Origin of the sequence: Pantoea allii (assembly GCF_046529425.1) — a bacterium.
GTDB classification, from domain to species: domain Bacteria; phylum Pseudomonadota; class Gammaproteobacteria; order Enterobacterales; family Enterobacteriaceae; genus Pantoea; species Pantoea allii.
On sequence record NZ_CP125958.1, the window covers coordinates 3,559,761 to 3,578,861 of the forward strand.

Genomic DNA, 19,101 nt, shown 5'->3' on the forward strand with positions numbered 1-19,101 from the left:
TTTACCCACAGGGATGGATGATCTGCAAGCCAATGATTACCATGCTGGATGTGGCCCGTAAGGCCGGAGTCTCTAAAGCCACCGTCTCACGCGTGCTGGCCGGAAATCGTTACGTCAGTAAGAGTACGCAACAGAAGGTCTTTCAGGCCATCGCCGAAACCGGTTATCGCCCAAATCTGCTGGCGCGAAGCCTGGCGACCCAAAAATCCCAAAATATTGGCCTCATTGTTACCCATTCACTCTTTAATGGCCCCTACTTCAGCGAACTGCTGTTTCAGGCGGCCACGCTGACCAATAACTATGGTCGGCAGTTAATTCTGGCTGATGGCAAAACCTGCGCTGATGATGAGCGGGCCGCGATTGAGTTTTTGCTCGACCTGCGCTGTGACGCCATCATCATCTATCCCCGCTTTCTGGATACCGAGGCGCTGGACGCCATTATTGAACAGCATGATATTCCCATCATGGTGGTGAACCGCCAGCTTAAGCGCCATCCTGCCCACTGCGTTTGGGCCACGCATCAGCAGAATACGTTTGACGCCACGCGTTATCTGATTGAGCGCGGCCACTGCGAGATTGCCTTTATTCGTGGCCTGGCCGGTTCGCCGACCGCTGACGCGCGTCTGGCGGGCTATCAGCAGGCGCTGGCCGAGCATGGCATCGCGGATAAAGCACGCATCGTGCAGGGCGCCTGGACGCCAGCCAGTGGGATGGCGGCGGCAAAACAGCTGCTGGATTCGGGAGTGACCTTTAGCGCGCTGATGGCCAGTAACGATGATATGGCGATTGGTGCCGCGCTGGCTCTCAATGCGGCGGGAAAACGGCTGCCAGAAGATGTCTCACTGCTGGGCTTTGATGATATTCGCATGGCTGAATTTTTCCTGCCGCCGCTCACCACAGTGCATGTGCCGGTCGCGGAGATGATTCAGCACACGTTGGCGCAGCTGGTTGCCATGCTGGAAGGTGAAGCGGTCACGGCCCTGCCGCCATTTAGCGGTCACCTGATCGCGCGCGCATCGGTGACGGACGGCCCTTATAAGCAGTAAGACGCGGCCTCCCTGCCGCGCGACCTCAGTAGTCCACTGACGCGTTCAGCGTGGCTCCGTTACTGCGAATCAGCTTTTGGTACCAGAAGAAGCTTTTTTTGCGGTAGCGCGCCAGATCCTTGAGATCTTTCTCATCGCGGTTCACATAAATAAAACCGTAACGCTTGCTGATGCCCTGATGGGTACTCACCAGATCAATTGCCGACCACGGGCAATAACCGAACAGCTCAACGCCATCGGCAATCGCCAGCTGCAACTGAGCGATATGCTCGCGCAAATAGTCGATACGGTAATCATCATGCACTTTATTCTCTGCATCCAGGCTGTCAAAAGCCCCTAAACCATTTTCGGTCACGATGAGCGGTAAGGCATAACGCGCATAAATCTGTCGTGCGGTAATGCGGAAGCCGACAGGATCGATATACCAGCCAAACTGGTTTTGTTTCAGATGCGGATTATCGCAACCGACATACACAGACCGGTCAATTCCGGCCATTTGTTGATCGGCATGTGGCCTGCTGTCGGGCGTATTATGCTCTCCTTCAGCGCCTACCGTGGCGGAAGCATAATAGTTAAAAGCGATAAAATCAGGCTTACCGGCGGCGATGATGGCCATATCCTCCGCCTCGATGGTGGGTAGCCAACCTCGCTGCTTCAGAAAAGCCCATACCACGTGGTTGTAACGCCCGTGAACGGCCAAATCGAGGTAGAGCCAGTTACGGATTGCCGAGAAATTATCAGCCGCCAGCACATCCTCTGGCCGGGAACTCGCGGCATATACGCAAGAGATATTGGGTGCCGGGCCAATTTTCGCCTCCGGCAGCCGTTCATGACAGGCAATCATCGCCTTGGCCTGCGCCAGCATCATGTGATGGTTTTGCTGGTACAGGGTTTTCTGCGGATCGGCGGTACCCGGCGGCAAGGTGCCAATCACGTCCCCTTTCAGGATCATCATGTTCTGTTCATTGATGGTCAGCCAGTAGTTGACCTGGCTGCCATAGCGCTCAAAACAGGTGATGGCAAAACGCTCAAAAGCCGCCACCGTACGGCGAGAAGACCAGCCACCGGCCTGCTGCAGCGCCCAGGGCAGATCGAAGTGATAAAGCGTCACCAGTGGCGTGATGCCCTGTCGGCAGATCGCATCAATCAACTGCTGATAAAAGGCCACGCCCGCCTCATTTACCGGGCCATCGCCGTCGGGATAAAGGCGGCTCCAGGCGATGGAAAAGCGGTAAGTTTTCAGGCCCATCTCCGCCAGCAAGGCGATGTCTTCTTTGAAGCGGTGATAGTGGTCGCTGCAAACGGTAAAATCCGTGATGTCCTGATGGAACGTTGCTTTGTCGATAACAGATGGCCCTTTGCCATCGCTATTCCATCCGCCCTCAACCTGATAAGCCGAGGTCGACGCGCCCCAGAGAAAGCCTTCTGGAAACGCGGTCACTGTCGAATGTTGCATAACACCTCCTTTTTAGCGTGCGGCTAACTCCCGGCGCAGTTGAATAATTTCTTCCGCCAGCTCGCGGCAGAGCATCGCGTTCATCAGATGATCCTGGGCATGTACCATAATCAGGTTGACCGGGATCTTTCCGCTGCCCTCATCGGCACCGATAAGCTGCGTCTGCGTCTGGTGCGCCGCCTTTGCCGCCGCAGTCGCGGCGCTGAGCAGGCTGTCTGCCTGCTCCCAGTTTTGCAGGCGGGCCGCGCGCAAGGCTTCCATTGAGCAGGATCGCGCTTCGCCCGCCTGGATAATCAGTTCGATGACCGTGCTTTCATCAATTTCCATGCATTACTCCTTTACCGGTTGCGCTGCGGCCAGTTCCTGCTGCAGCAATTGACGCTCGTACATTTTGAAAAACGGGTAGTAAATCAATGTGGCAATCGTCACCAGCAGGGCAATCAACACGATGACGCGCCAGTCCCAGCCGGTTGACCAGGCTGCCCCAATCGGTGCTGGCGTCGTCCAGGGTGCCAGCGAGATCACATGATTGATCAGATTGGTTTTCGTGGCGGTCCAGGCAATGACGGCATTGACTAGCGGGGCAAGAACGAAGGGAATAAACAGAATGGGGTTCATCACCACGGGCGAGCCAAAAATAACCGGTTCGTTGATGTTGAACATGCTGGGCACGATGCTGAGCTTACCAATTGAGCGCAGATGGGCAGACTGACTCCGCAAATAGAGCAGCACCAGCCCCATCGTGGAACCGGAGCCACCAATCACGATAAAAAATTGCCAAAAGGGTTCGATAAACACATGGCTGACAGGCTCGCCTGCGTTCAGCGCCTGCTGATTCAACCCAAGGTTGGTCAACCAGAATGCCTGTAAAATGCCACCGACAATCACGGCGCCGTGAATACCGGCGAACCACAGCAGATGACACAGCAACACCGCGATCAATACGGCGGGCAGAGAATCTGAGGCAGAAATAATCGGGGAAAAGATCGCCATAATGGCCTGCGGCAGCAGCATACCAAACTGTGCCTGTACCCACAGGCTGAGCGGAAACAGGGTAATAAAAATGGTGATAATCGGGATCAGCAGATCAAACGACTGACGGATTTTCGGCGGTACCTGTTCGGGTAATTTGAAGCCGATATTGTGTTTCTGCAGAAAATGCATTAGCTCCGTAGCAAATAACGCCACCAGGATGGCGGTAAAAATCCCCTCACCGCCCAGCGAACCTACCGGCAGCGTTTTGCCCGTTTGCGGCGCAGCCACGACCAGAAACGCCATCAGCGACAGGCTGGCGGCCATAAAGCCGTTCATTTTGTAGCTGTTCGCCAGGTTGTAGGCGATAGCACTGGCAATATAGAGCGCCATAATGCCCATCGTCATGTTGTAAGGCATCATGATTTGTTCTTCATGCGCCTTCACCATGCCGAGCCACCACTGTGCGAACACCCAGCTACTGTCTGCCGAAAAAGGCGGATGGGCAAACAGCAGCATAAATGAACCGACAATCAGGAACGGCATTGAGGCAATAAAACCATCACGGATGGCGATGACGTGGCGCTGGCTGGAGAGGCGGCCAGCCAGCGGACTAATACGATTTTCGATGACACCGAATAAAGATTCGCTCAAGCGACTCATCCCGTCACTCCTTGCTCAGGCAAAAGAGAATAACCCTGCATAAAGTGAATGCAGGTTTGCGCTATATTTTTCAGTTCTTTAGCGATCAGCCAGGAATAAGCTTGAGCGCGGCACTTAATATCTTTTCGCCATTCATCATTCCGTAATCCATGCTGTTAATCACCGCGACGGATTTACTGTACTGCTGAGCAATCGGCTCGAAATCGGCCAGCTTGTATTTAATTTGCGGCCCCAACAGGCAGCAGTCATAGTCGGCAATTGCCTCGCTAAACTCTTCAATTCCTACTGCTTTTATCTCTACATCCATTCCCTGCTCTTTCGCAGCTTTTTCCATTTTTTGCACCACCATACTGGTGGACATTCCGGCGGCACAGCACAGTAAAATTTTGGGCATGGTTCATTCCTCCGTGTGATGAATAATTAACGAATACACAGGGGAAAGATTTTCTGCAACCGGTTTCAGATTTGCATGTCAGAAGTGTGAGAAATATCAAAACGCGTTGCTTTAAAGGATTACCGCCAAAATAGTCAACATGTATGAAAATTTACCGATTTTAAAATTCGTTATGGCAGGAATGGAAAGTCGCCCTTGTAGCTGGTCAGAAATGCAGCGCGAACGATGCGTTGCCCATTGCAGCGATGGGTAAGATTTCACTGCTGTACGCGTCCGGAAGGCGTATAATCGCTCAGAGCAATCCGATACCGCCCAGCGTGATGATTGTCCCTTCCGGCAATTAGCTATACTGGTTTTATAAAAAGGAACATTCACCCCTCTCGTGACGTGCGCGACGGGAGAAGGAGTCGGTTATGTTAATTGGTTTTGTATTGTTGGTAAGCGCCTGTGGACATGATGCCTGTGAAGCGTTGCCGGTATCAGAGCGCATTTACCCAACGAAAACCGCCTGCGAAGTGATGGCAAACCGCATCCACAAGGTCCGTCCTAACGTGGTACTGATGTGTGGTGAAGTGCATCGTTCAGATAACTGAACAGGTCAAGGACACAAAAATGCACATACAACATTGCAAGGTTGCAGGTTAGCGTTCAAAATATAAGCTGTTTTACACCAACATAGTTGTGAATCCCATGAAAACTACTCGTCCCCGCCGTCCAACTGGGCGTTGGGTTTATTACATTTTGTATGAAGGCATTATCTGGCCCTGCCCGGTACGCTGGGAATGGGAAGGCGCTTATGGCGGCTGGCTCCCGTTCTACTATTCACCTACCTTTGAATTTCTGGCGGGCGATCCCGGTAAGGCTTATCGGATTGCACGCAGCGACGTGCGGGCTAAGCGCGCAGAAGAGATTTACGCCTGACGTTTAAGACGCGTTCCAGGGTAACCAGGAAGCGGTAACCAGCAAACAGAGTAACGCCCGCAGTAACACCACCATCAGCAGTACGCCAGGCTTATGGCGAAAAAGCTACGACCTCATGCTCATATCATCGCCGCCTGACGGATTAGCACGCGTGCGCCACAGATTTCCAGCAAGACCAGCCGCATTTTCCGTGTGTGTTTGCCGAAACGCGTTTGTCATCTCCGCGTCCTTCTGCACAACGCAAAGATGCGCCCGAAGGCGCATCTGGGTACGGCAAGATTCGCGTCAGCATCACGTAAAAGTGATGCCGGTCCGCAATCAGTTGTTCAGGGTGTAATCCAGCGTAATTTCAGCATTCAACACCTGAGAAACCGGGCAGCCCGCTTTGGCTTTGTTGATAATCTCATCAAAGGTATCGTTATCAATGCCTGGCAGAGAAACGGTGCTGGTTAAGGCGATTTTGGTGATCGCAAAGCCTTCACCTTTTTTATCCAGCGACACATCTGCGCTGGTATCAATGCTTTCCGCTTTATGACCGGCATTGCCCAACATTAGCGACAGTGCCATAGAGAAACAGGCCGCATGTGCCGCACCAATCAGCTCTTCCGGGTTAGTGCCTTTTTGCCCTTCAAAACGGGTATTAAAGCCGTAGGGCTGCTGGTTCAGTACACCACTTTCGGTGCTGACTGTGCCTTTGCCTTTGATGTCGCCTTCCCAATGCGCCGAACCTTTCTTATGAATGGTCATGTCATTCCTCCTGTTGGTAAAGAAGGTAAGTATAGACAACACCTCTGATTTCGCCGCAGGCAACTATGCCGGGCGCAGGTTTGCTTCCTGCAAGAGGGCATTTGCCTGCACCAGCGAATGCTGTGTGATATCGGCAATGCGCTTCGCGCCGGTTAAGGTCATCGCGACTTTCATCTCTTTTTCAATCAACGTCAGTAAATGCTCAACGCCGCGCTGTCCATGTGTTGCCAGCGCATAGATAAAGGCGCGCCCCAGCAGGACGCTGTCTGCGCCCAGCGCAATCATACGCACCACATCCAGTCCGTTACGAATGCCGCTATCAGCAAGGATCGTGATATCGCCTTTGACCGCATCCGCTATCGCAGGTAAGGCACGGGCCGAGGACAGGACGCCGTCCAGCTGGCGACCGCCATGGTTAGAAACCACGATACCGTCAGCACCAAAGCGCACCGCGTCACGGGCATCCTCAGGGTCCAGAATGCCTTTGATCACCATCGGGCCATCCCAGAAATCGCGAATCCACTCCAGATCCTTCCAGGAAATGGAAGGATCAAAATTATTGGCCAGCCAGCCGATATAGTCTTCCAGCCCGGTAGGCTTGCCGAGATAGGTTGAGATATTCCCCAGATCGTGCGGCCTTCCCTGTAACCCCACATCCAGCGCCCACCTGGGATGCGTGATGGCCTGCCAGTAGCGCCGCAGCGCCGCATTTTCCCCGCTCATGCCTGAATGCGCATCGCGATAACGCGCGCCCGGCGTAGGCATATCCACAGTAAACACCAGCGTAGAGCAGCCCGCCGCTTTGGCGCGCTCCAGCGCATTACGCATAAAGCCACGATCGCGCAGAACATAGAGCTGGAACCACATGGGGCGGTTGATCTGCGGCGCAACTTCCTCAATGGGGCACACGGAGACGGTGGACAGCGTAAAGGGAATGCCTTTACCTGCCGCCGCGCGGGCGGCCTGCACTTCGCCTCGTCGTGCATACATGCCACACAGCCCTACCGGTGCCAGCGCCACTGGCATCGACAGCGTTTCATTAAACAGGGTGGTTTCCAGGCTGAGTTCAGACATATTACGTAAGATGCGCTGGCGTAGCGCCACGTCCGAGAGATCGGTCACGTTGCGGCGTAGCGTGTGCTCCGCATAAGCCCCGCCATCCAGATAGTGAAACAGGAAAGGCGGCAAAATGCGTTGCGCGGCGGCGCGGTAGTCACTGGCAGCAGAAATAATCATCAGCGTGTCTCCTTGTGATTGTGCAGGTCATGGCCAGGTAAACGTGTAATACGTGCCTGTCTGGCTTCGTCTTCATCTCGCGTTTTCATCGTGGTGTGCACAAAACCAAGATGATCCATCGCAGCTAAGCGCGCGGCCTCGGCATCGCCGAGTAAAATGGCGTCAAGCATGGCACGGTGTTGATCTGTCAGCTGGTCAAAAATGATCGGGCTGGTGTACATCAGCCTGCGGCTGTGCAGCATCGACGACTGGAGCAAATCAAAAAAACCGCGCATGGTTTGTAACAGCACCACATTATGTGAGGCTTCCGCGATAGCGAGGTGAAACCGCAGGTCGGCCTGACCGGCCAGATGGGGATCGTCGCTCTCTTTTAACGCCAGCGTGGCGTCAAACGCGTACCGTAAGCGTTCTTTATCGGACTCTGTCGCCCGCAGTGCCGCATGCCATGCGGTGCTGGCTTCAATGGCGTAACGCGCTTCCAGAATGTCGTAGCGGTAATCCGGATCGTTGGCCAGCAGCTGACGAATCGGTTCCACAATGCGCTGTTCAGACCAGGGTTCCTGAGGTTGACGCAGCCAGGTGCCGTCGCCGCGTCGGCTCGTCAATATCCCGCTACTGATAAGCTGCTGAATGGCTTCGCGCAGTGATGAACGGGAGACGCCAAGCGCGGCGGCGAGCTGGCGCTCGGCAGGCAAACGCGTGCCGGGTTCAATCTGATGCTCGCGAATATACTGTTCGAGCCGAACCCGCAGCGGATCGGCGTGCGGCGATAAACTGGTTTTCATGGGATCATCCAGGGGAAAACGTAAGCCTGAAGCGTGGTAATGATGCCCACCAGGCAGGTAAATATCAGGCTGTGCTTGACGGTAAAGCGGAACAGATCGGACTCTTTGCCCACCAGACCAACAGCGGCACAGGCAATGGCTATCGACTGCGGCGAGATCATCTTGCCGGTCACGCCACCGGTGGTATTTGCCGCCACCAGCAGAATATCGGAAACGCCAATCTGCTGCGCGGTCGTGGCCTGTAAGGCGGCAAACAGCGCATTGGATGACGTATCCGAGCCAGTCAGAAACACGCCAAGCCATCCAAGGAAAGGCGAGAAAAAGGTAAAAGCATGACCGGTATGCGCCAATGCCAGCGCCAGGGTGGCAGACAGGCCGGAGTAGTTAGAGATAAAGGCAAACGCCAGCACCATCCCGATCGAGTAGATGGGAAGCATAAGTTCTTTCAGGGTTTCTGCAAAGGTCACTGCCGCAGCCTTAGGTTTCATCTTCAGAAAAACGATGGAGACGATGGCGGCGACCAGGATTGCCGTGCCGGTTGCCGACAGCAGGTCGAGTTTGAAAATCGCTGGCCAGTTGCTGGGTTGCGCGACCACCGGCGGCATCCGTGTTATCCCTCCGTCCAGCCCCGGCACGGAGAGGCTGAAAACCCAGTTTGCGAAGGCACCGCCTTTTGCAAACAGCGCTTTAAAGGGTGGAATGCTCCATAACGTGACGGTCGCGGTCAAAAAGAGGAACGGCATCCAGGCACGCACCACCTGCCCGGTAGTGTATTTTTGTCGGGTCAGCGGCGGATTGTCCTGCTGGCTTTCTGCTTCGCAGAAGCGAAAGATGCGGACCGGCTGCCAGACGCGCAAAAACAGCGTCAGCGACATTAAAGAGACCAGCGAGGAGATGATATCGGGCAGCTCTGGGCCAAGAAAATTCGAACTGAGGAACTGGGCAATCGCGAACGATCCCCCCGCCACCATCACGGCGGGCCAGGTCTCTTTCACGCCGCGCCAGCCATCCATAATCGCCATGATCCAGAACAGCACGATGATTGTCAGAAACGGAAGCTGTCGACCTGCCATCTGACCAATAGCGAAGCTGTCCAGCCCGGTCACCTGCCCGGCCACAATAATCGGGATGCCCATCGCGCCAAACGCCACTGGCGCGGTATTCACGATCAGACACAAGCCCGCGGCATAGAGCGGATTAAAACCCAGCCCCACCAGTAGCGCGGCCGTGATCGCCACCGGCGCGCCAAACCCTGCCGCACCTTCTAAAAAGGCGCCAAAGGAGAAGCCTACAATCAGCATCTGTAAGCGTTGATCGGGCGTGATCGATAAAATTGAGGCGCGGATAATGTCGAACTGACCGGTCTTAACCGAGATCCTGTAGACAAAAACCGCCGCTACGATGATCCAGGCGATGGGCCACAGGCCGTACATAAAGCCGTAAACCGCTGATGCCAACGCTTGCTGTAGCGGCATTTTATACAGCAACAGCGCCACAAGCAGCGCAAGGATGACCGTGATGGTCGCGGCCTGATAGCCTTTCATCTTTAGCTTGATTAACGCAAAGAAGAAAAACAAAACAGGAAGCAATGCAATCAGGCTGGAGAGCCAGATGTTGTTGAGCGGATCGTAATGTTGTTGCCAGACCTGCATGCCATTATCTCCATGGGATGATGAAAGCGATGCGCGATCGGCAAAGGCGGGTGGCGCATCTGTCACCTCTGATGCACCAATTGGTCCTACCAATCAGGCGATCAGGGCTTGCTCGTTACAGATACTTAACCCGCTGTTAACTCTAGGCAACAGTTGCGGCACTATTTTTAACGTTATGTGAGCCGCTGAAAACGTTTTGCCGGGTTGGTAGGACCAATTAGTGCTGCGGAAAGGCTTGTTGGTAGCTTCGGGGGTGAAAACGCAGATTCAGGCCAATCAGGATCACCGTTACGCTGCCCTGTAGCAGCCAGATGCTGGAAAAGTGGCCTGTCAGGTTATGCAGTTGTCCGGCAAGAAAAGGCATACTGCCCGCGATGATAAACCCCGCACCCTGCATAAATGCCACCAGACGCGCACCGGCCTGCGGATGCGCCAGGTGATCCAGCGCCAGCACCAGGGACAGAGGGAATGCGCCACCCAGGCCAATGCCCGCTATCCCTGCCCACAGCCAGGGATGGTAGAGCGGTGCCACCAGCAGACCGAGCATACCGCCAAGCTGTAATACCAGCGTCAGCACGAGCAGCGGTCGCCGATCCGCTCCCTTTACCAGCATGGGAAATACCAGGGCACCAGCAACCTGACAGGCAATCATCACGCCCAGCAGGCTGCCGCCCGCCTGGGCGCTCCAGCCCAGTTGATGATAAAAATCGGGCAACCAGGCGACACAAATAGCATAACCGCCGTTTACTAAACCAAAACTCAGCGCCAGCATCCATGCGCGCGTATTGCGCCAGACTGATGGCATGGCTGTCGATGTCTGCGGTGGCGGAGACGCCGCCGGAATCCACCACCAGAGCATAACGGCCAGCAGCGCAGGCGCAGACCAGCTGCTGAGCGCGCCGTGCCAGCCCAGATGCAGGCTGATCCATGGCGTCAGCGCAGCGCCCAGTCCGCCGCCACCCATTAATGCCGCCGCCCATAGCCCGGTGATCATGGCACTGCGCTGCGCAAAGCGCTGGCGAATCAAACCCGGCATGGCCATTTGTACAATGCCGATGCCGATACCGCCGGGGACCGTGCTCCATACCAGCCACTGGCCCTGCGAGATAAAAAACCGGCTGGCCAGCGCCAGCACCAGCAACGCCAGCCCGCCACAGAGCAGCCCACGCAGTCGGATACGTTGCAGAAGCGGCGCGCTCACTAACGCGATGGCGCCCATCATCATCATCGGAATAGCTGGCAGGAGTGAGGCAGCGAGCGATGATAATCCAATGTTTGCACGCAGCTGATCCAATAGCGGACTGATGGAGGTCATCAGAGGACGCATGTTCAGTCCCGCCAGTATCAGGGCGGCAATAAGTAATAAGCGATCTTTTTTCATGGGCAATCCTGGAATTAAACATTGTCAGCCTGACAGCAGCCATTACTATTTGGAAATGAAATATCAGGATGACAGGCAGTGGAAAAATGAATCGCCAGCCCATGTTTACGCCTCAGCAATTGCTGAGCTTTGTCGCCGTATGCGAAACCGCCAGCTTTACGCGCGCCGCTGAACGGGTTCACCTGTCACAGTCGACCGTGAGCCAACAGGTACGGCGGCTGGAAGAGATGGTCGGCAAGCCTTTGCTGGCCCGCTCGTCCCATCAGGTGCAGATCACTGAAGAAGGGGAAAAATTGCTGGGTTATGCTCGCCGGATTATTGCCCTGAACGGTGAAGCCCACGATGTGCTGAGCGATAAGTGGCGCGATGGCGTCCTGCGGCTGGGCGTACCGGAGGATTTCGCTGCACCCACCGCCGGGCTACTGGCGTTGTTCAGTCGCGAGCATCCCCACCTGCGGCTGGATGTGATGAGCGGGATGCAGGTAGAACTTCGTCGTGCCTGGCAACGGGAAGAGCTGGATATCATGCTGATCAAACAGCCCTACGGGGAACGCCCGCTGGCTTCCCGACCGGAGCCGTTACTGTGGCTGGACAGCGCTGCCCATCCCTGCTTCGAACAGTCCCCCATTCCCTTAGTGCTGTTTCCGCAACTGGGGCTGTATCGAGAGGAAATCTGCCAGACACTGGATTTACTGGGCCGCAGTTGGCGAATTGGTTACAGCAGCGCCAGCCTGGTGGCGCTGTCAGCCGCCAGCGCGCAGGGCTTAGGGATAACCCTGTTACCGGCCAGTTGCCGCTTACCTTCGCATCGGGTGCTCGGCAGCCAACAGGGCTTGCCGGTAATCGATACCTTTGAGCTGGCGCTGTTTTGCCGTCAGCCAGAAGATGGCCTTCAGCGCCAGCTGGCCAACGCGCTGGCCGATTTCGCCGGCCTGAGCTGGCAGTGAGTTTTTAAATAGCAGGCAGTGAAAAACTCCTCAGCAGAGAAAGCTGCGGTTTGTCAGATTAAGCATTCACTTACTTTCGCAGGAATCGCTGATGCAGACCGCCTCTTCCACCAGCCGCCGCCGCTTTCTCCGTCAGGGGGTTCGCCTGACCGCCGCCAGCAGTATGAGTATGATCATCGCCGGGATCGCGGCTTCCGGTGTTGCCGCCAACGCTAACGCAACGCCCGTCCTCTCACCTGGCGCGCTGCCCCAGAGCAACCACTATGTTTTAGGCAATGTATTACTCGAAGAGGGCTTCGCACGCGAAGGTAGCGAGATTGTTGCAACGAAAACAGCGCGCTACGACATCACCCTTCGCGATGGCCACTTTCACCAGTTCAGCCCGGCCGGGCAAGGTGCGCCTTCACTGCCGTTCTGGGATGCGCAGGGTGCCCTGCTGCTGCCGTCCACGCAGGATATGCACATCCATCTCGACAAAACCTTTTATGGGGGCCCCTGGCAGGCACCTCGCCCGCGTAAAGGCAAAACGATTATGGACATGATTGCCCGTGAGCAGGTGCTGATTCCACAGTTGCTGCCCACTTCTCAGGCGCGGGCCGAAGGGCTTATTGCCCTGCTGAACTCCAGGGGCACCACCCGGGCGCGCAGCCACTGTAATATCGACCCGGTCAGTGGTCTCAAGAGCCTGGAACATTTACAGGCTGCCCTGGCAAAGCATCCCGATTTCCCCTGTGAGATTGTCGCCTTCCCCCAGCATGGACTGCTGCATTCTCAGGTCGACGGGCTGATGCGTGAAGCCATGCAACGTGGCGTGCACTATGTCGGCGGTCTTGATCCCACGAATGTGGATGGTGCGATGGAGAAATCCCTGGATGCCCTGTTCCAGATTGCGCTCGACTACCAGCGTGGCGTCGATATCCACCTGCATGAAACCTCTGCCGCTGGCGTTCAGGCTATCCGTTACATGATTAAAACCGTGCGGGAGAATCCCGCCTTACGCGGTAAAGTCACTCTCAGTCATGGTTTTGCACTGGCAACCTTACAGGGCGCTGAACGGGATAACCTGATTGCCGACCTGGCGGAGCAGCAGTTCAGCATTGCCTCCACGCTGCCCATCGGCAAGCTGACCATGCCGGTGCCGCAGTTACAGGCGGCAGGGATAAAAGTCATGACCGGCACCGACAGCGTGATCGATCACTGGTCGCCGTTTGGCACAGGCAGCATGCTGGAAAAGGCCAATCTCTATGCCCAGTTGTACGGCGGTTCTGATGAGTTCTCATTGAGTCGCGCCCTGGCGATTGCCACCAATGACGTGCTTCCTCTTTCTGCCAGTGGCGAACGTCAATGGCCCCGCATCGGAGACAGTGCCGATATGATGCTGGTTCAGGCCAGTTGTTCAGCGGAGGCGGTAGCGCGGATTTCGCCCGTTACGGCGACGTTTTCGCGGGGAAAACCCCTGTTTGTGCGACAGCAGGTGTAAAGCAGATGCGCCTCACTTTAACGCTATTGCCTAAAGTGAGGCGCAGACATCTGAGGCACAGCGATGTTAAACCCGGCTTGCCTCACTTTTCTTTGACATCAACTCCATGGCCAGCGCATACAGATGCGCGCCGTCAGGGGCAACGGGATCGTCTTCGGCATAACATTCGATCATGGAGGCAACCTTATCAGCCGATAAGCTTTCGCCATAAAGATGCAATGTCAGGACAGCACGACCAACGATTTTAAGTATGTCTTCATGCAATATCTTCGGGATATTATTCAATGAAAAACCCTCTGCCAGTGGTTATATCGATCTATGTTGCTCAATATAAAGGAGTTAATGAATGATTTTTACAGGGGTTTAAGCCCATACTGTTACATTATTAATGCTATTTTCAATGCGAAAAAAACGGGCTTCTCCGATAACCTCAATATTCGCTCTTATAAACAAAAGATTATGAATTTATTAACGTTCTCAGACGTTTATCAGGCTTCCCTTTTGGCTTTTTTTTCCGCAGCCATTCATTAAAATAATCCACCTAACGCACGTAATCTTCAGTTTATTCCTAAAAAAAACCTGGGTGAAATGGATATTATTTATTCAGGCGGTTAACGTTGCCGTTGTGCTCGCTTTCTGACAGACTTGCGCACGCAATGATGCCCCCACTTTTAGCCGCAGAGGCCGCACCCGTGACCGCTTTTTCCTCGCTTAATTCTCTTCCCGATAGCCAGCTCGATAACCTGCGCGAGATGGGCTATACCAGCATGACACCGGTTCAGGCCGAAACGCTGCCCGCTATTTTAGCCGGACGCGACGTGCGCGCTCAGGCAAAAACCGGCAGCGGTAAAACGGCCGCCTTTGGCATTGGCTTGCTGCAACATATCGACAGCGCTCTTTTTCAGACGCAGGCGTTAATTTTGTGCCCCACCCGGGAGCTGGCCGATCAGGTTAGTAACGTCCTGCGGCAGTTAGCCCGCTTTACACGCAACATTAAAATTTTAACCTTATGTGGCGGCCAGCCAATGAGCGCCCAGCGCGATTCGCTGGTGCATGCGCCTCATATCGTCGTCGGAACGCCAGGCCGTATTCTGGACCACATTAAGCGTGAGACGCTGAAGCTGAACAGCCTGCGTACGCTTGTACTGGACGAAGCCGATCGTATGCTGGAAATGGGCTTCCGCGACGATATGGAAACCATCATCGCTGCCACGCCCGCTTCGCGTCAGACGCTGCTGTTCTCGGCAACCTGGCCGGAAGGGATTGCCGCCCTGAGCCAGCGCTTTCAGCGTGAAGCGCTGAGCGTGGTCACAGAAGAAGTGAGTGAACTCCCGGCTATCGAACAGCAGTTTATTGAGGCCAGCCACGGTGAAAAACTCTCGCTGCTGATCAGTCTGCTGAGCGAACGCCAGCCCTCTTCCTGCGTCGTGTTCTGCAACACAAAACGTGAATGCGACTATATTGCCGCTGCGCTGAATGCGCGCGATATCAGCGCCCTGCCCCTGCATGGCGATCTGGAGCAACGCGATCGCGAACGGGTGCTGATTCGTTTTGCCAACGGTAGTGGTCGCGTACTGGTGGCCACCGATGTTGCAGCCCGTGGGCTGGACATTAAGTCACTGTCGCTGGTGGTAAACTATCAACTGGCATGGGACCCGGAAGTGCACTTGCATCGTATCGGCCGCACCGCACGCGCTGGCGAAAAAGGCGCTGCCGTGAGTTTTGTTGCCGCAGATGAAATGGCGCGCGCGCACGCACTTGAAGACTTCCTGCAACAGAAACTGCCCTGGATTGCCGCCAGTTCGCTGAAGAAAAGCAGTCAGCCATTACCCGCCGCCATGATGACGTTGTGCATTGATGGTGGGCGTAAAGCGAAAATTCGTCCCGGCGATATTCTCGGCGCGCTGACGGGGGAAGCCGGTTATCGTGCCGATCAAATCGGTAAAATCGATCTCACGCCTACCCACGCTTACGTCGCGATAGAAGCGGCTCAGGCTAAAAACGCGCTGGTGAAGCTTAAGCAGGGTAAAATTAAAGGTAAAACCTGTCGGGCTGTGCTGTTAAAAGACTAAAAAAACGGGCGAGAGTCACTCTCGCCCTTACTCTGACTTATGGCTCATCAATCCGCGTTACGTGCAGCGTCGTTTTATCGCCTTTCCCATGAACCTTGCCGCTTACCCGAACCTTGTCATCAGCGGTATAGGTTTTGCCATCGAACGTTTTCTTCGGCGCAATGATGGTCAAATGGCCGGTTTCGTCACGAAACTGATAATTATCGCCCTTTAATTTTTTAACGATATAGCCTTCCAGCGTCACATAACCGCCCTGACGGAAGTCACGGATCTGATCGATGTGGGTTTGCCCTGTATCTTCCGAACCTTTATAACCCGCATCCTGCTTGTTCTGTGGCGGCGGCGTATCGCCTGCTTTGAAGCCACCTTGTTCTGCATATGCGCCGGAAGTGGCCATCACCAACAGCGTTGCCAGTAACACTTTCTTCATCTCGTACTCCTTTAAAGGGAAAGGTGTCCATGTTTAGTTATCACTGTTAAGCCTGGCACAAGAATAATATGCTGCAGTTGGATTTTCCCCTCTCACCTTTTTTCACTTGCTGCCGATAACTTCATCACACCCCTTTTCACCTGCTGCGCTGATGCTGAGGCAACAATGGATAATTTTCAGAAAGAGATCGACGAAAGAGCGAATCTCGCGCTATCGAACAAATTTGAGCTGCTGCTGTTTCGCCTGGGCTCTGACCAGTTAAAAGGTAAATCAGAGCTGTTTGGTATCAACGTATTTAAATTGCGTGAAATTGTACCGATGCCGCCGATTACCAAAGCAGCAGGCATGCGTTCACCGTTGCTCGGCATGGCCAGCATTCGTGGGCAGTTTATTCCGGTGATTGATTTACCTGCCGTAGCAGGTTGTATTCCAGAAACGGGACTGAATCTGCTGCTGGTGACCGAGTACGCGCGTAACACCCAGGCGTTTGCCGTTGAGTCAGTGGAAAACATCGTGCGCCTTAACTGGAGCCAGGTGCATACCGCGGAAGCCGGGATCGGTGGTCGCAATATCACCAGTATCGCCTGCCTTGATGACGATGAACAAAAAAGCAATCTGGCTATGGTGCTGGATGTTGAGCAAATTCTGTATGACATCATCCCCTCGGTGCGCGGCGTTGAGCCTGAAGCGCCTAAAGAGCGTCAGTTCAAAATGAAGCCGGGTTCGGTGGCGATTGTGGCAGAAGATTCTAAAGTTGCCCGTCAGTTGCTGGAGCAGGGCCTGAAGAGCATGGGCATTCCTGCCATCATGTGTAATACCGGCCTTGAAGCATGGGAAAAAATTAAAGAGATGCACCAGCAGGCTCAGGCGCAGGGCGAATCCATCCATGACAAGATTGCGTTGGTGTTAACCGATCTGGAAATGCCGGAGATGGACGGCTTTACGCTGACACGTAACATCAAGCGCGATACGACACTGCGCCATATTCCGGTGGTGATCCACTCATCACTTTCTGGCAGCGCGAACGAAGATCACGTGCGCAAAGTGGGTGCCGATGGTTATGTCGCTAAGTTTGAACTGAATGAGCTGTCTGACGTGATTTTTAAAGCAATGGAAGCCGCGAGCTAAGACGTAACGGGCAGCTTACCCCTGCCCAGTGAGGCTTGATATCCACCACTTGAGAATATAAATATGCATAGTGAAGCGCTACCCGTTGCTCGTAAGCCCTTGTTTCGCGGGCGTGCACGTCAGTTGAGTTGGATTGCGGCTGTTGTTTTTTGTCTGCTGTTTTGGGGCGGCGTTCTTGCCCTGATGGTTTAGTAAATAGCAGCGGGAAAGGGGTCAGAAGGGAAATAAAAAAGGCTGCCAATGGCAGCCTCTTATTACGGTAAATGCAACAACGCTATAGAGCTCTTTAGCCTTTTCAGAGTGCCTGTGGCTGACTCTGAGCTGCAATCCTGGTCGTGTTGATTTGAACAACGATCGTTTTGCAAAAAATGCATTTCGCTCCATGCGGGTTGGCTCTTGTCACATCGAAATGTGATTTTCTGTACTGCGAGCCACTACAGTGAGGACATTTAAAACTCGTAATTTTCAGTCCTTAGAGACCAACAACGTTCGCAGCAGCTGGGCCTTTGGCACCATTTTCTACTGTAAACTCAACTTGTTGACCTTCATCTAATGAACGGAAATCTGTGCCCTGGATTGCAGAGAAATGTACGAATACATCTTTGCTGCCGTCCTGAGGAGAGATGAAACCGAAGCCTTTCTCTGCGTTGAACCATTTAACGGTACCGCGGATTTTGTTAGACATGTTTAATTCCTTAATAATAGAGCCTTCCGGCGTAATGGCCTGAGAACAGATTTTAATCAGAACGTAAGAGAAGACTCAAAAAGAAGGAATGTCTCGCGACAGGCTTAGAGATGAGAACTGCTTTGGTTACTTACTTTGATAGTGTCTGTTAATCAAACCGACGATTCATTAGGTCATATCCTGCTGATGCATGCAAGGCTTATTTTAAAAAAATGAAGGCGGGCCAGACGAGCCCCGCGTGCGGGAATCTGACCCAATCGTCTGTTACTGTCTGCTGTTACTGTTTGCGGAGATGAACCTGGTGCCCCTGTTCACCGGCGGCGAGATCGTCACGCAAAGTCAGAGACGGTATCGTGTAATCGCCGTCGTTTTGCCGATAATAGGCAACAGGTTCGGTCACAAACAGATTATCCAGCCGCTCGCCAAGTTCTGCACACACTGCTGCAAAGCGCGCGCTGTCGGTGCGGCCGGTGCGATAAAGCGTGAAAGGCGGCAGGACGTCAAAACCGGGATAAAACAAGATGCCGTGCTGAATAGGGAACAGGATGTCATCAATATGGCCGTTGATGCCGCGTGGGCTGTAGTGGGACTCCCATCCGCCCATCGTGACAACCAGCATCGCACGCTTCCCTGCCAGCGTACCTTCGCCATAGCGGTCGCCCCAGTGCGTATCTGAGTGCTCCCCCACGCCATAGGCAAAGCCGCAGGCGTAAACACGATCAATCCAGCCTTTCATGATTGCCGGCATGGAAAACCACCAGAGCGGAAACTGTAAAATTACCGCATCGGCCCACAACAGTTTTTCCTGTTCCTGCACAATATCTTCACTCTGGAAGCCGCCTTCAAAAGCCTGGGTGGATTCAAAAGAGGGATCAAACCGTTCGGCATTCTGGCGATGCTGCGTATCAGCGGGCGATACGCGCGCCTCCCAGTTCATGGCATAGAGATCGGAAACGCGCACCTGATGGCCCAACTGCTCCAGGTGGCTGACGGAGAAACGCGCCAGCGCGCCGTTAAGGGAATTGGGTTCGGGATGGGCAACAACGATTAACACATTCATAAAATCACCTGCTTTGATGGGAATCTGAGATGTAGCCTGCATCCGA

At 54.3% G+C, this 19,101-nt stretch carries 21 protein-coding genes; 7 read left to right on the plus strand and 14 right to left on the minus strand.

Annotation, left to right across the window (positions count from 1 at the left end):
- Positions 1 to 32 precede the first annotated feature (32 nt).
- Entirely contained in the window at positions 33 to 1,046 is a 1,014-nt protein-coding gene (locus QNH99_RS16940) for a LacI family DNA-binding transcriptional regulator (protein ID WP_410517680.1), read from the plus strand.
- 25 nt (positions 1,047 to 1,071) lie between these two features.
- On the opposite strand, the gene QNH99_RS16945 is transcribed toward QNH99_RS16940, so the two are convergent.
- The 4 genes from QNH99_RS16945 to QNH99_RS16960 form a co-directional block, all read right to left on the minus strand.
- Complete coding sequence (locus tag QNH99_RS16945) at positions 1,072 to 2,502, minus strand: glycoside hydrolase family 1 protein (RefSeq protein WP_410516956.1); 1,431 nt, start codon at positions 2,500 to 2,502, stop codon at positions 1,072 to 1,074.
- Positions 2,503 to 2,514: 12 nt separating this feature from the next.
- Positions 2,515 to 2,829 carry a PTS lactose/cellobiose transporter subunit IIA gene (locus tag QNH99_RS16950; protein WP_063878592.1) on the minus strand — a complete coding sequence of 105 codons (315 nt, stop codon included), beginning with the start codon at positions 2,827 to 2,829 and terminating at the stop codon, positions 2,515 to 2,517.
- Positions 2,830 to 2,832: 3 nt separating this feature from the next.
- Complete coding sequence (locus QNH99_RS16955; protein ID WP_283350277.1) at positions 2,833 to 4,137, minus strand: PTS sugar transporter subunit IIC; 1,305 nt, start codon at positions 4,135 to 4,137, stop codon at positions 2,833 to 2,835.
- 85 nt (positions 4,138 to 4,222) lie between these two features.
- Positions 4,223 to 4,531 carry a PTS sugar transporter subunit IIB gene (locus QNH99_RS16960; protein ID WP_063878590.1) on the minus strand — a complete coding sequence of 103 codons (309 nt, stop codon included), beginning with the start codon at positions 4,529 to 4,531 and terminating at the stop codon, positions 4,223 to 4,225.
- 413 nt (positions 4,532 to 4,944) lie between these two features.
- Here QNH99_RS16960 and QNH99_RS16965 point away from each other — a divergent pair, with 413 nt between their 5' ends.
- Positions 4,945 to 5,124: a hypothetical protein gene (locus QNH99_RS16965; RefSeq protein WP_063878589.1), complete on the plus strand. Its 180-nt coding sequence runs from the start codon at positions 4,945 to 4,947 to the stop codon at positions 5,122 to 5,124.
- Between the two features lie 97 nt (positions 5,125 to 5,221).
- Positions 5,222 to 5,452, plus strand: a complete 231-nt coding sequence (locus QNH99_RS16970) for a hypothetical protein (protein ID WP_145393715.1) — start codon at positions 5,222 to 5,224, stop codon at positions 5,450 to 5,452.
- Between the two features lie 318 nt (positions 5,453 to 5,770).
- On the opposite strand, the gene QNH99_RS16975 is transcribed toward QNH99_RS16970, so the two are convergent.
- The 5 genes from QNH99_RS16975 to QNH99_RS16995 all read right to left on the minus strand — a co-directional run bounded on the left by QNH99_RS16975 (position 5,771) and on the right by QNH99_RS16995 (position 11,253).
- A complete protein-coding gene (locus tag QNH99_RS16975; RefSeq protein ID WP_063878586.1) occupies positions 5,771 to 6,199 on the minus strand; it encodes an OsmC family protein in 429 nt (142 codons plus the stop codon).
- Positions 6,200 to 6,262: 63 nt separating this feature from the next.
- A complete protein-coding gene (gene lldD, locus QNH99_RS16980; protein ID WP_410516957.1) occupies positions 6,263 to 7,435 on the minus strand; it encodes an FMN-dependent L-lactate dehydrogenase LldD in 1,173 nt (390 codons plus the stop codon).
- Positions 7,435 to 8,220 carry a transcriptional regulator LldR gene (gene lldR / locus QNH99_RS16985; protein ID WP_096012031.1) on the minus strand — a complete coding sequence of 262 codons (786 nt, stop codon included), beginning with the start codon at positions 8,218 to 8,220 and terminating at the stop codon, positions 7,435 to 7,437. The genes lldD and lldR overlap by 1 nt, the downstream gene beginning before the upstream one ends.
- Positions 8,217 to 9,872, minus strand: coding sequence for an L-lactate permease (gene lldP, locus QNH99_RS16990; RefSeq protein WP_410516958.1), 1,656 nt, complete (start codon positions 9,870 to 9,872; stop codon positions 8,217 to 8,219). The genes lldR and lldP overlap by 4 nt, the downstream gene beginning before the upstream one ends.
- A 217-nt stretch (positions 9,873 to 10,089) precedes the next feature.
- Positions 10,090 to 11,253, minus strand: a complete 1,164-nt coding sequence (locus QNH99_RS16995; RefSeq protein ID WP_410516959.1) for a cyanate transporter — start codon at positions 11,251 to 11,253, stop codon at positions 10,090 to 10,092.
- 86 nt (positions 11,254 to 11,339) lie between these two features.
- Here QNH99_RS16995 and QNH99_RS17000 point away from each other — a divergent pair, with 86 nt between their 5' ends.
- Together QNH99_RS17000 and QNH99_RS17005 are read left to right on the plus strand one after the other, a co-directional pair.
- Complete coding sequence (locus QNH99_RS17000) at positions 11,340 to 12,200, plus strand: LysR family transcriptional regulator (RefSeq protein ID WP_063878581.1); 861 nt, start codon at positions 11,340 to 11,342, stop codon at positions 12,198 to 12,200.
- A 91-nt stretch (positions 12,201 to 12,291) separates the two neighbouring features.
- On the plus strand, positions 12,292 to 13,680 hold the full coding sequence (locus QNH99_RS17005) for an amidohydrolase (protein ID WP_109717070.1): 1,389 nt from the start codon (positions 12,292 to 12,294) through the stop codon (positions 13,678 to 13,680).
- A gap of 66 nt (positions 13,681 to 13,746) precedes the next feature.
- Here the strand turns inward: QNH99_RS17005 and QNH99_RS17010 are convergent, their stop codons facing one another.
- Positions 13,747 to 13,965, minus strand: coding sequence for a hypothetical protein (locus QNH99_RS17010; protein WP_063878579.1), 219 nt, complete (start codon positions 13,963 to 13,965; stop codon positions 13,747 to 13,749).
- Between the two features lie 407 nt (positions 13,966 to 14,372).
- Here QNH99_RS17010 and dbpA point away from each other — a divergent pair, with 407 nt between their 5' ends.
- Positions 14,373 to 15,752 carry an ATP-dependent RNA helicase DbpA gene (gene dbpA / locus QNH99_RS17015; protein ID WP_410517681.1) on the plus strand — a complete coding sequence of 460 codons (1,380 nt, stop codon included), beginning with the start codon at positions 14,373 to 14,375 and terminating at the stop codon, positions 15,750 to 15,752.
- Between the two features lie 37 nt (positions 15,753 to 15,789).
- On the opposite strand, the gene QNH99_RS17020 is transcribed toward dbpA, so the two are convergent.
- Positions 15,790 to 16,182, minus strand: a complete 393-nt coding sequence (locus QNH99_RS17020) for a YgiW/YdeI family stress tolerance OB fold protein (RefSeq protein ID WP_063878577.1) — start codon at positions 16,180 to 16,182, stop codon at positions 15,790 to 15,792.
- 165 nt (positions 16,183 to 16,347) lie between these two features.
- Between QNH99_RS17020 and QNH99_RS17025 the strand changes: the two genes are divergently transcribed.
- Positions 16,348 to 17,310: a chemotaxis protein gene (locus QNH99_RS17025; RefSeq protein WP_410516960.1), complete on the plus strand. Its 963-nt coding sequence runs from the start codon at positions 16,348 to 16,350 to the stop codon at positions 17,308 to 17,310.
- Positions 17,311 to 17,605: 295 nt separating this feature from the next.
- On the opposite strand, the gene QNH99_RS17030 is transcribed toward QNH99_RS17025, so the two are convergent.
- The 3 genes from QNH99_RS17030 to QNH99_RS17040 form a co-directional block, all read right to left on the minus strand.
- Entirely contained in the window at positions 17,606 to 17,779 is a 174-nt protein-coding gene (locus QNH99_RS17030) for a cold-shock protein (protein ID WP_096012037.1), read from the minus strand.
- A 3-nt stretch (positions 17,780 to 17,782) separates the two neighbouring features.
- Positions 17,783 to 17,995 (minus strand): transcription antiterminator/RNA stability regulator CspE, encoded by a 213-nt coding sequence (gene cspA, locus QNH99_RS17035; RefSeq protein ID WP_009091867.1) that lies wholly within the window; start codon positions 17,993 to 17,995, stop codon positions 17,783 to 17,785.
- Positions 17,996 to 18,272: 277 nt separating this feature from the next.
- On the minus strand, positions 18,273 to 19,055 hold the full coding sequence (locus QNH99_RS17040) for an NAD(P)H-dependent oxidoreductase (RefSeq protein WP_410516961.1): 783 nt from the start codon (positions 19,053 to 19,055) through the stop codon (positions 18,273 to 18,275).
- Positions 19,056 to 19,101 lie beyond the last annotated feature (46 nt).

Bases quoted from the DNA above. Each gene is read 5' to 3' on its own strand.
- QNH99_RS16940 (WP_410517680.1), top strand. From the start codon at position 33: ATGATTACCATGCTGGATGTGGCCCGTAAGGCCGGAGTCTCTAAAGCC.
- QNH99_RS16945 (WP_410516956.1), bottom strand. From the start codon at position 2,502: ATGCAACATTCGACAGTGACCGCGTTTCCAGAAGGCTTTCTCTGGGGC.
- QNH99_RS16950 (WP_063878592.1), bottom strand. From the start codon at position 2,829: ATGGAAATTGATGAAAGCACGGTCATCGAACTGATTATCCAGGCGGGC.
- QNH99_RS16955 (WP_283350277.1), bottom strand. From the start codon at position 4,137: ATGAGTCGCTTGAGCGAATCTTTATTCGGTGTCATCGAAAATCGTATT.
- QNH99_RS16960 (WP_063878590.1), bottom strand. From the start codon at position 4,531: ATGCCCAAAATTTTACTGTGCTGTGCCGCCGGAATGTCCACCAGTATG.
- QNH99_RS16965 (WP_063878589.1), top strand. From the start codon at position 4,945: ATGTTAATTGGTTTTGTATTGTTGGTAAGCGCCTGTGGACATGATGCC.
- QNH99_RS16970 (WP_145393715.1), top strand. From the start codon at position 5,222: ATGAAAACTACTCGTCCCCGCCGTCCAACTGGGCGTTGGGTTTATTAC.
- QNH99_RS16975 (WP_063878586.1), bottom strand. From the start codon at position 6,199: ATGACCATTCATAAGAAAGGTTCGGCGCATTGGGAAGGCGACATCAAA.
- lldD (WP_410516957.1), bottom strand. From the start codon at position 7,435: ATGATTATTTCTGCTGCCAGTGACTACCGCGCCGCCGCGCAACGCATT.
- lldR (WP_096012031.1), bottom strand. From the start codon at position 8,220: ATGAAAACCAGTTTATCGCCGCACGCCGATCCGCTGCGGGTTCGGCTC.
- lldP (WP_410516958.1), bottom strand. From the start codon at position 9,872: ATGCAGGTCTGGCAACAACATTACGATCCGCTCAACAACATCTGGCTC.
- QNH99_RS16995 (WP_410516959.1), bottom strand. From the start codon at position 11,253: ATGAAAAAAGATCGCTTATTACTTATTGCCGCCCTGATACTGGCGGGA.
- QNH99_RS17000 (WP_063878581.1), top strand. From the start codon at position 11,340: ATGAATCGCCAGCCCATGTTTACGCCTCAGCAATTGCTGAGCTTTGTC.
- QNH99_RS17005 (WP_109717070.1), top strand. From the start codon at position 12,292: ATGCAGACCGCCTCTTCCACCAGCCGCCGCCGCTTTCTCCGTCAGGGG.
- QNH99_RS17020 (WP_063878577.1), bottom strand. From the start codon at position 16,182: ATGAAGAAAGTGTTACTGGCAACGCTGTTGGTGATGGCCACTTCCGGC.
- QNH99_RS17025 (WP_410516960.1), top strand. From the start codon at position 16,348: ATGGATAATTTTCAGAAAGAGATCGACGAAAGAGCGAATCTCGCGCTA.
- cspA (WP_009091867.1), bottom strand. From the start codon at position 17,995: ATGTCTAACAAAATCCGCGGTACCGTTAAATGGTTCAACGCAGAGAAA.
- QNH99_RS17040 (WP_410516961.1), bottom strand. From the start codon at position 19,055: ATGAATGTGTTAATCGTTGTTGCCCATCCCGAACCCAATTCCCTTAAC.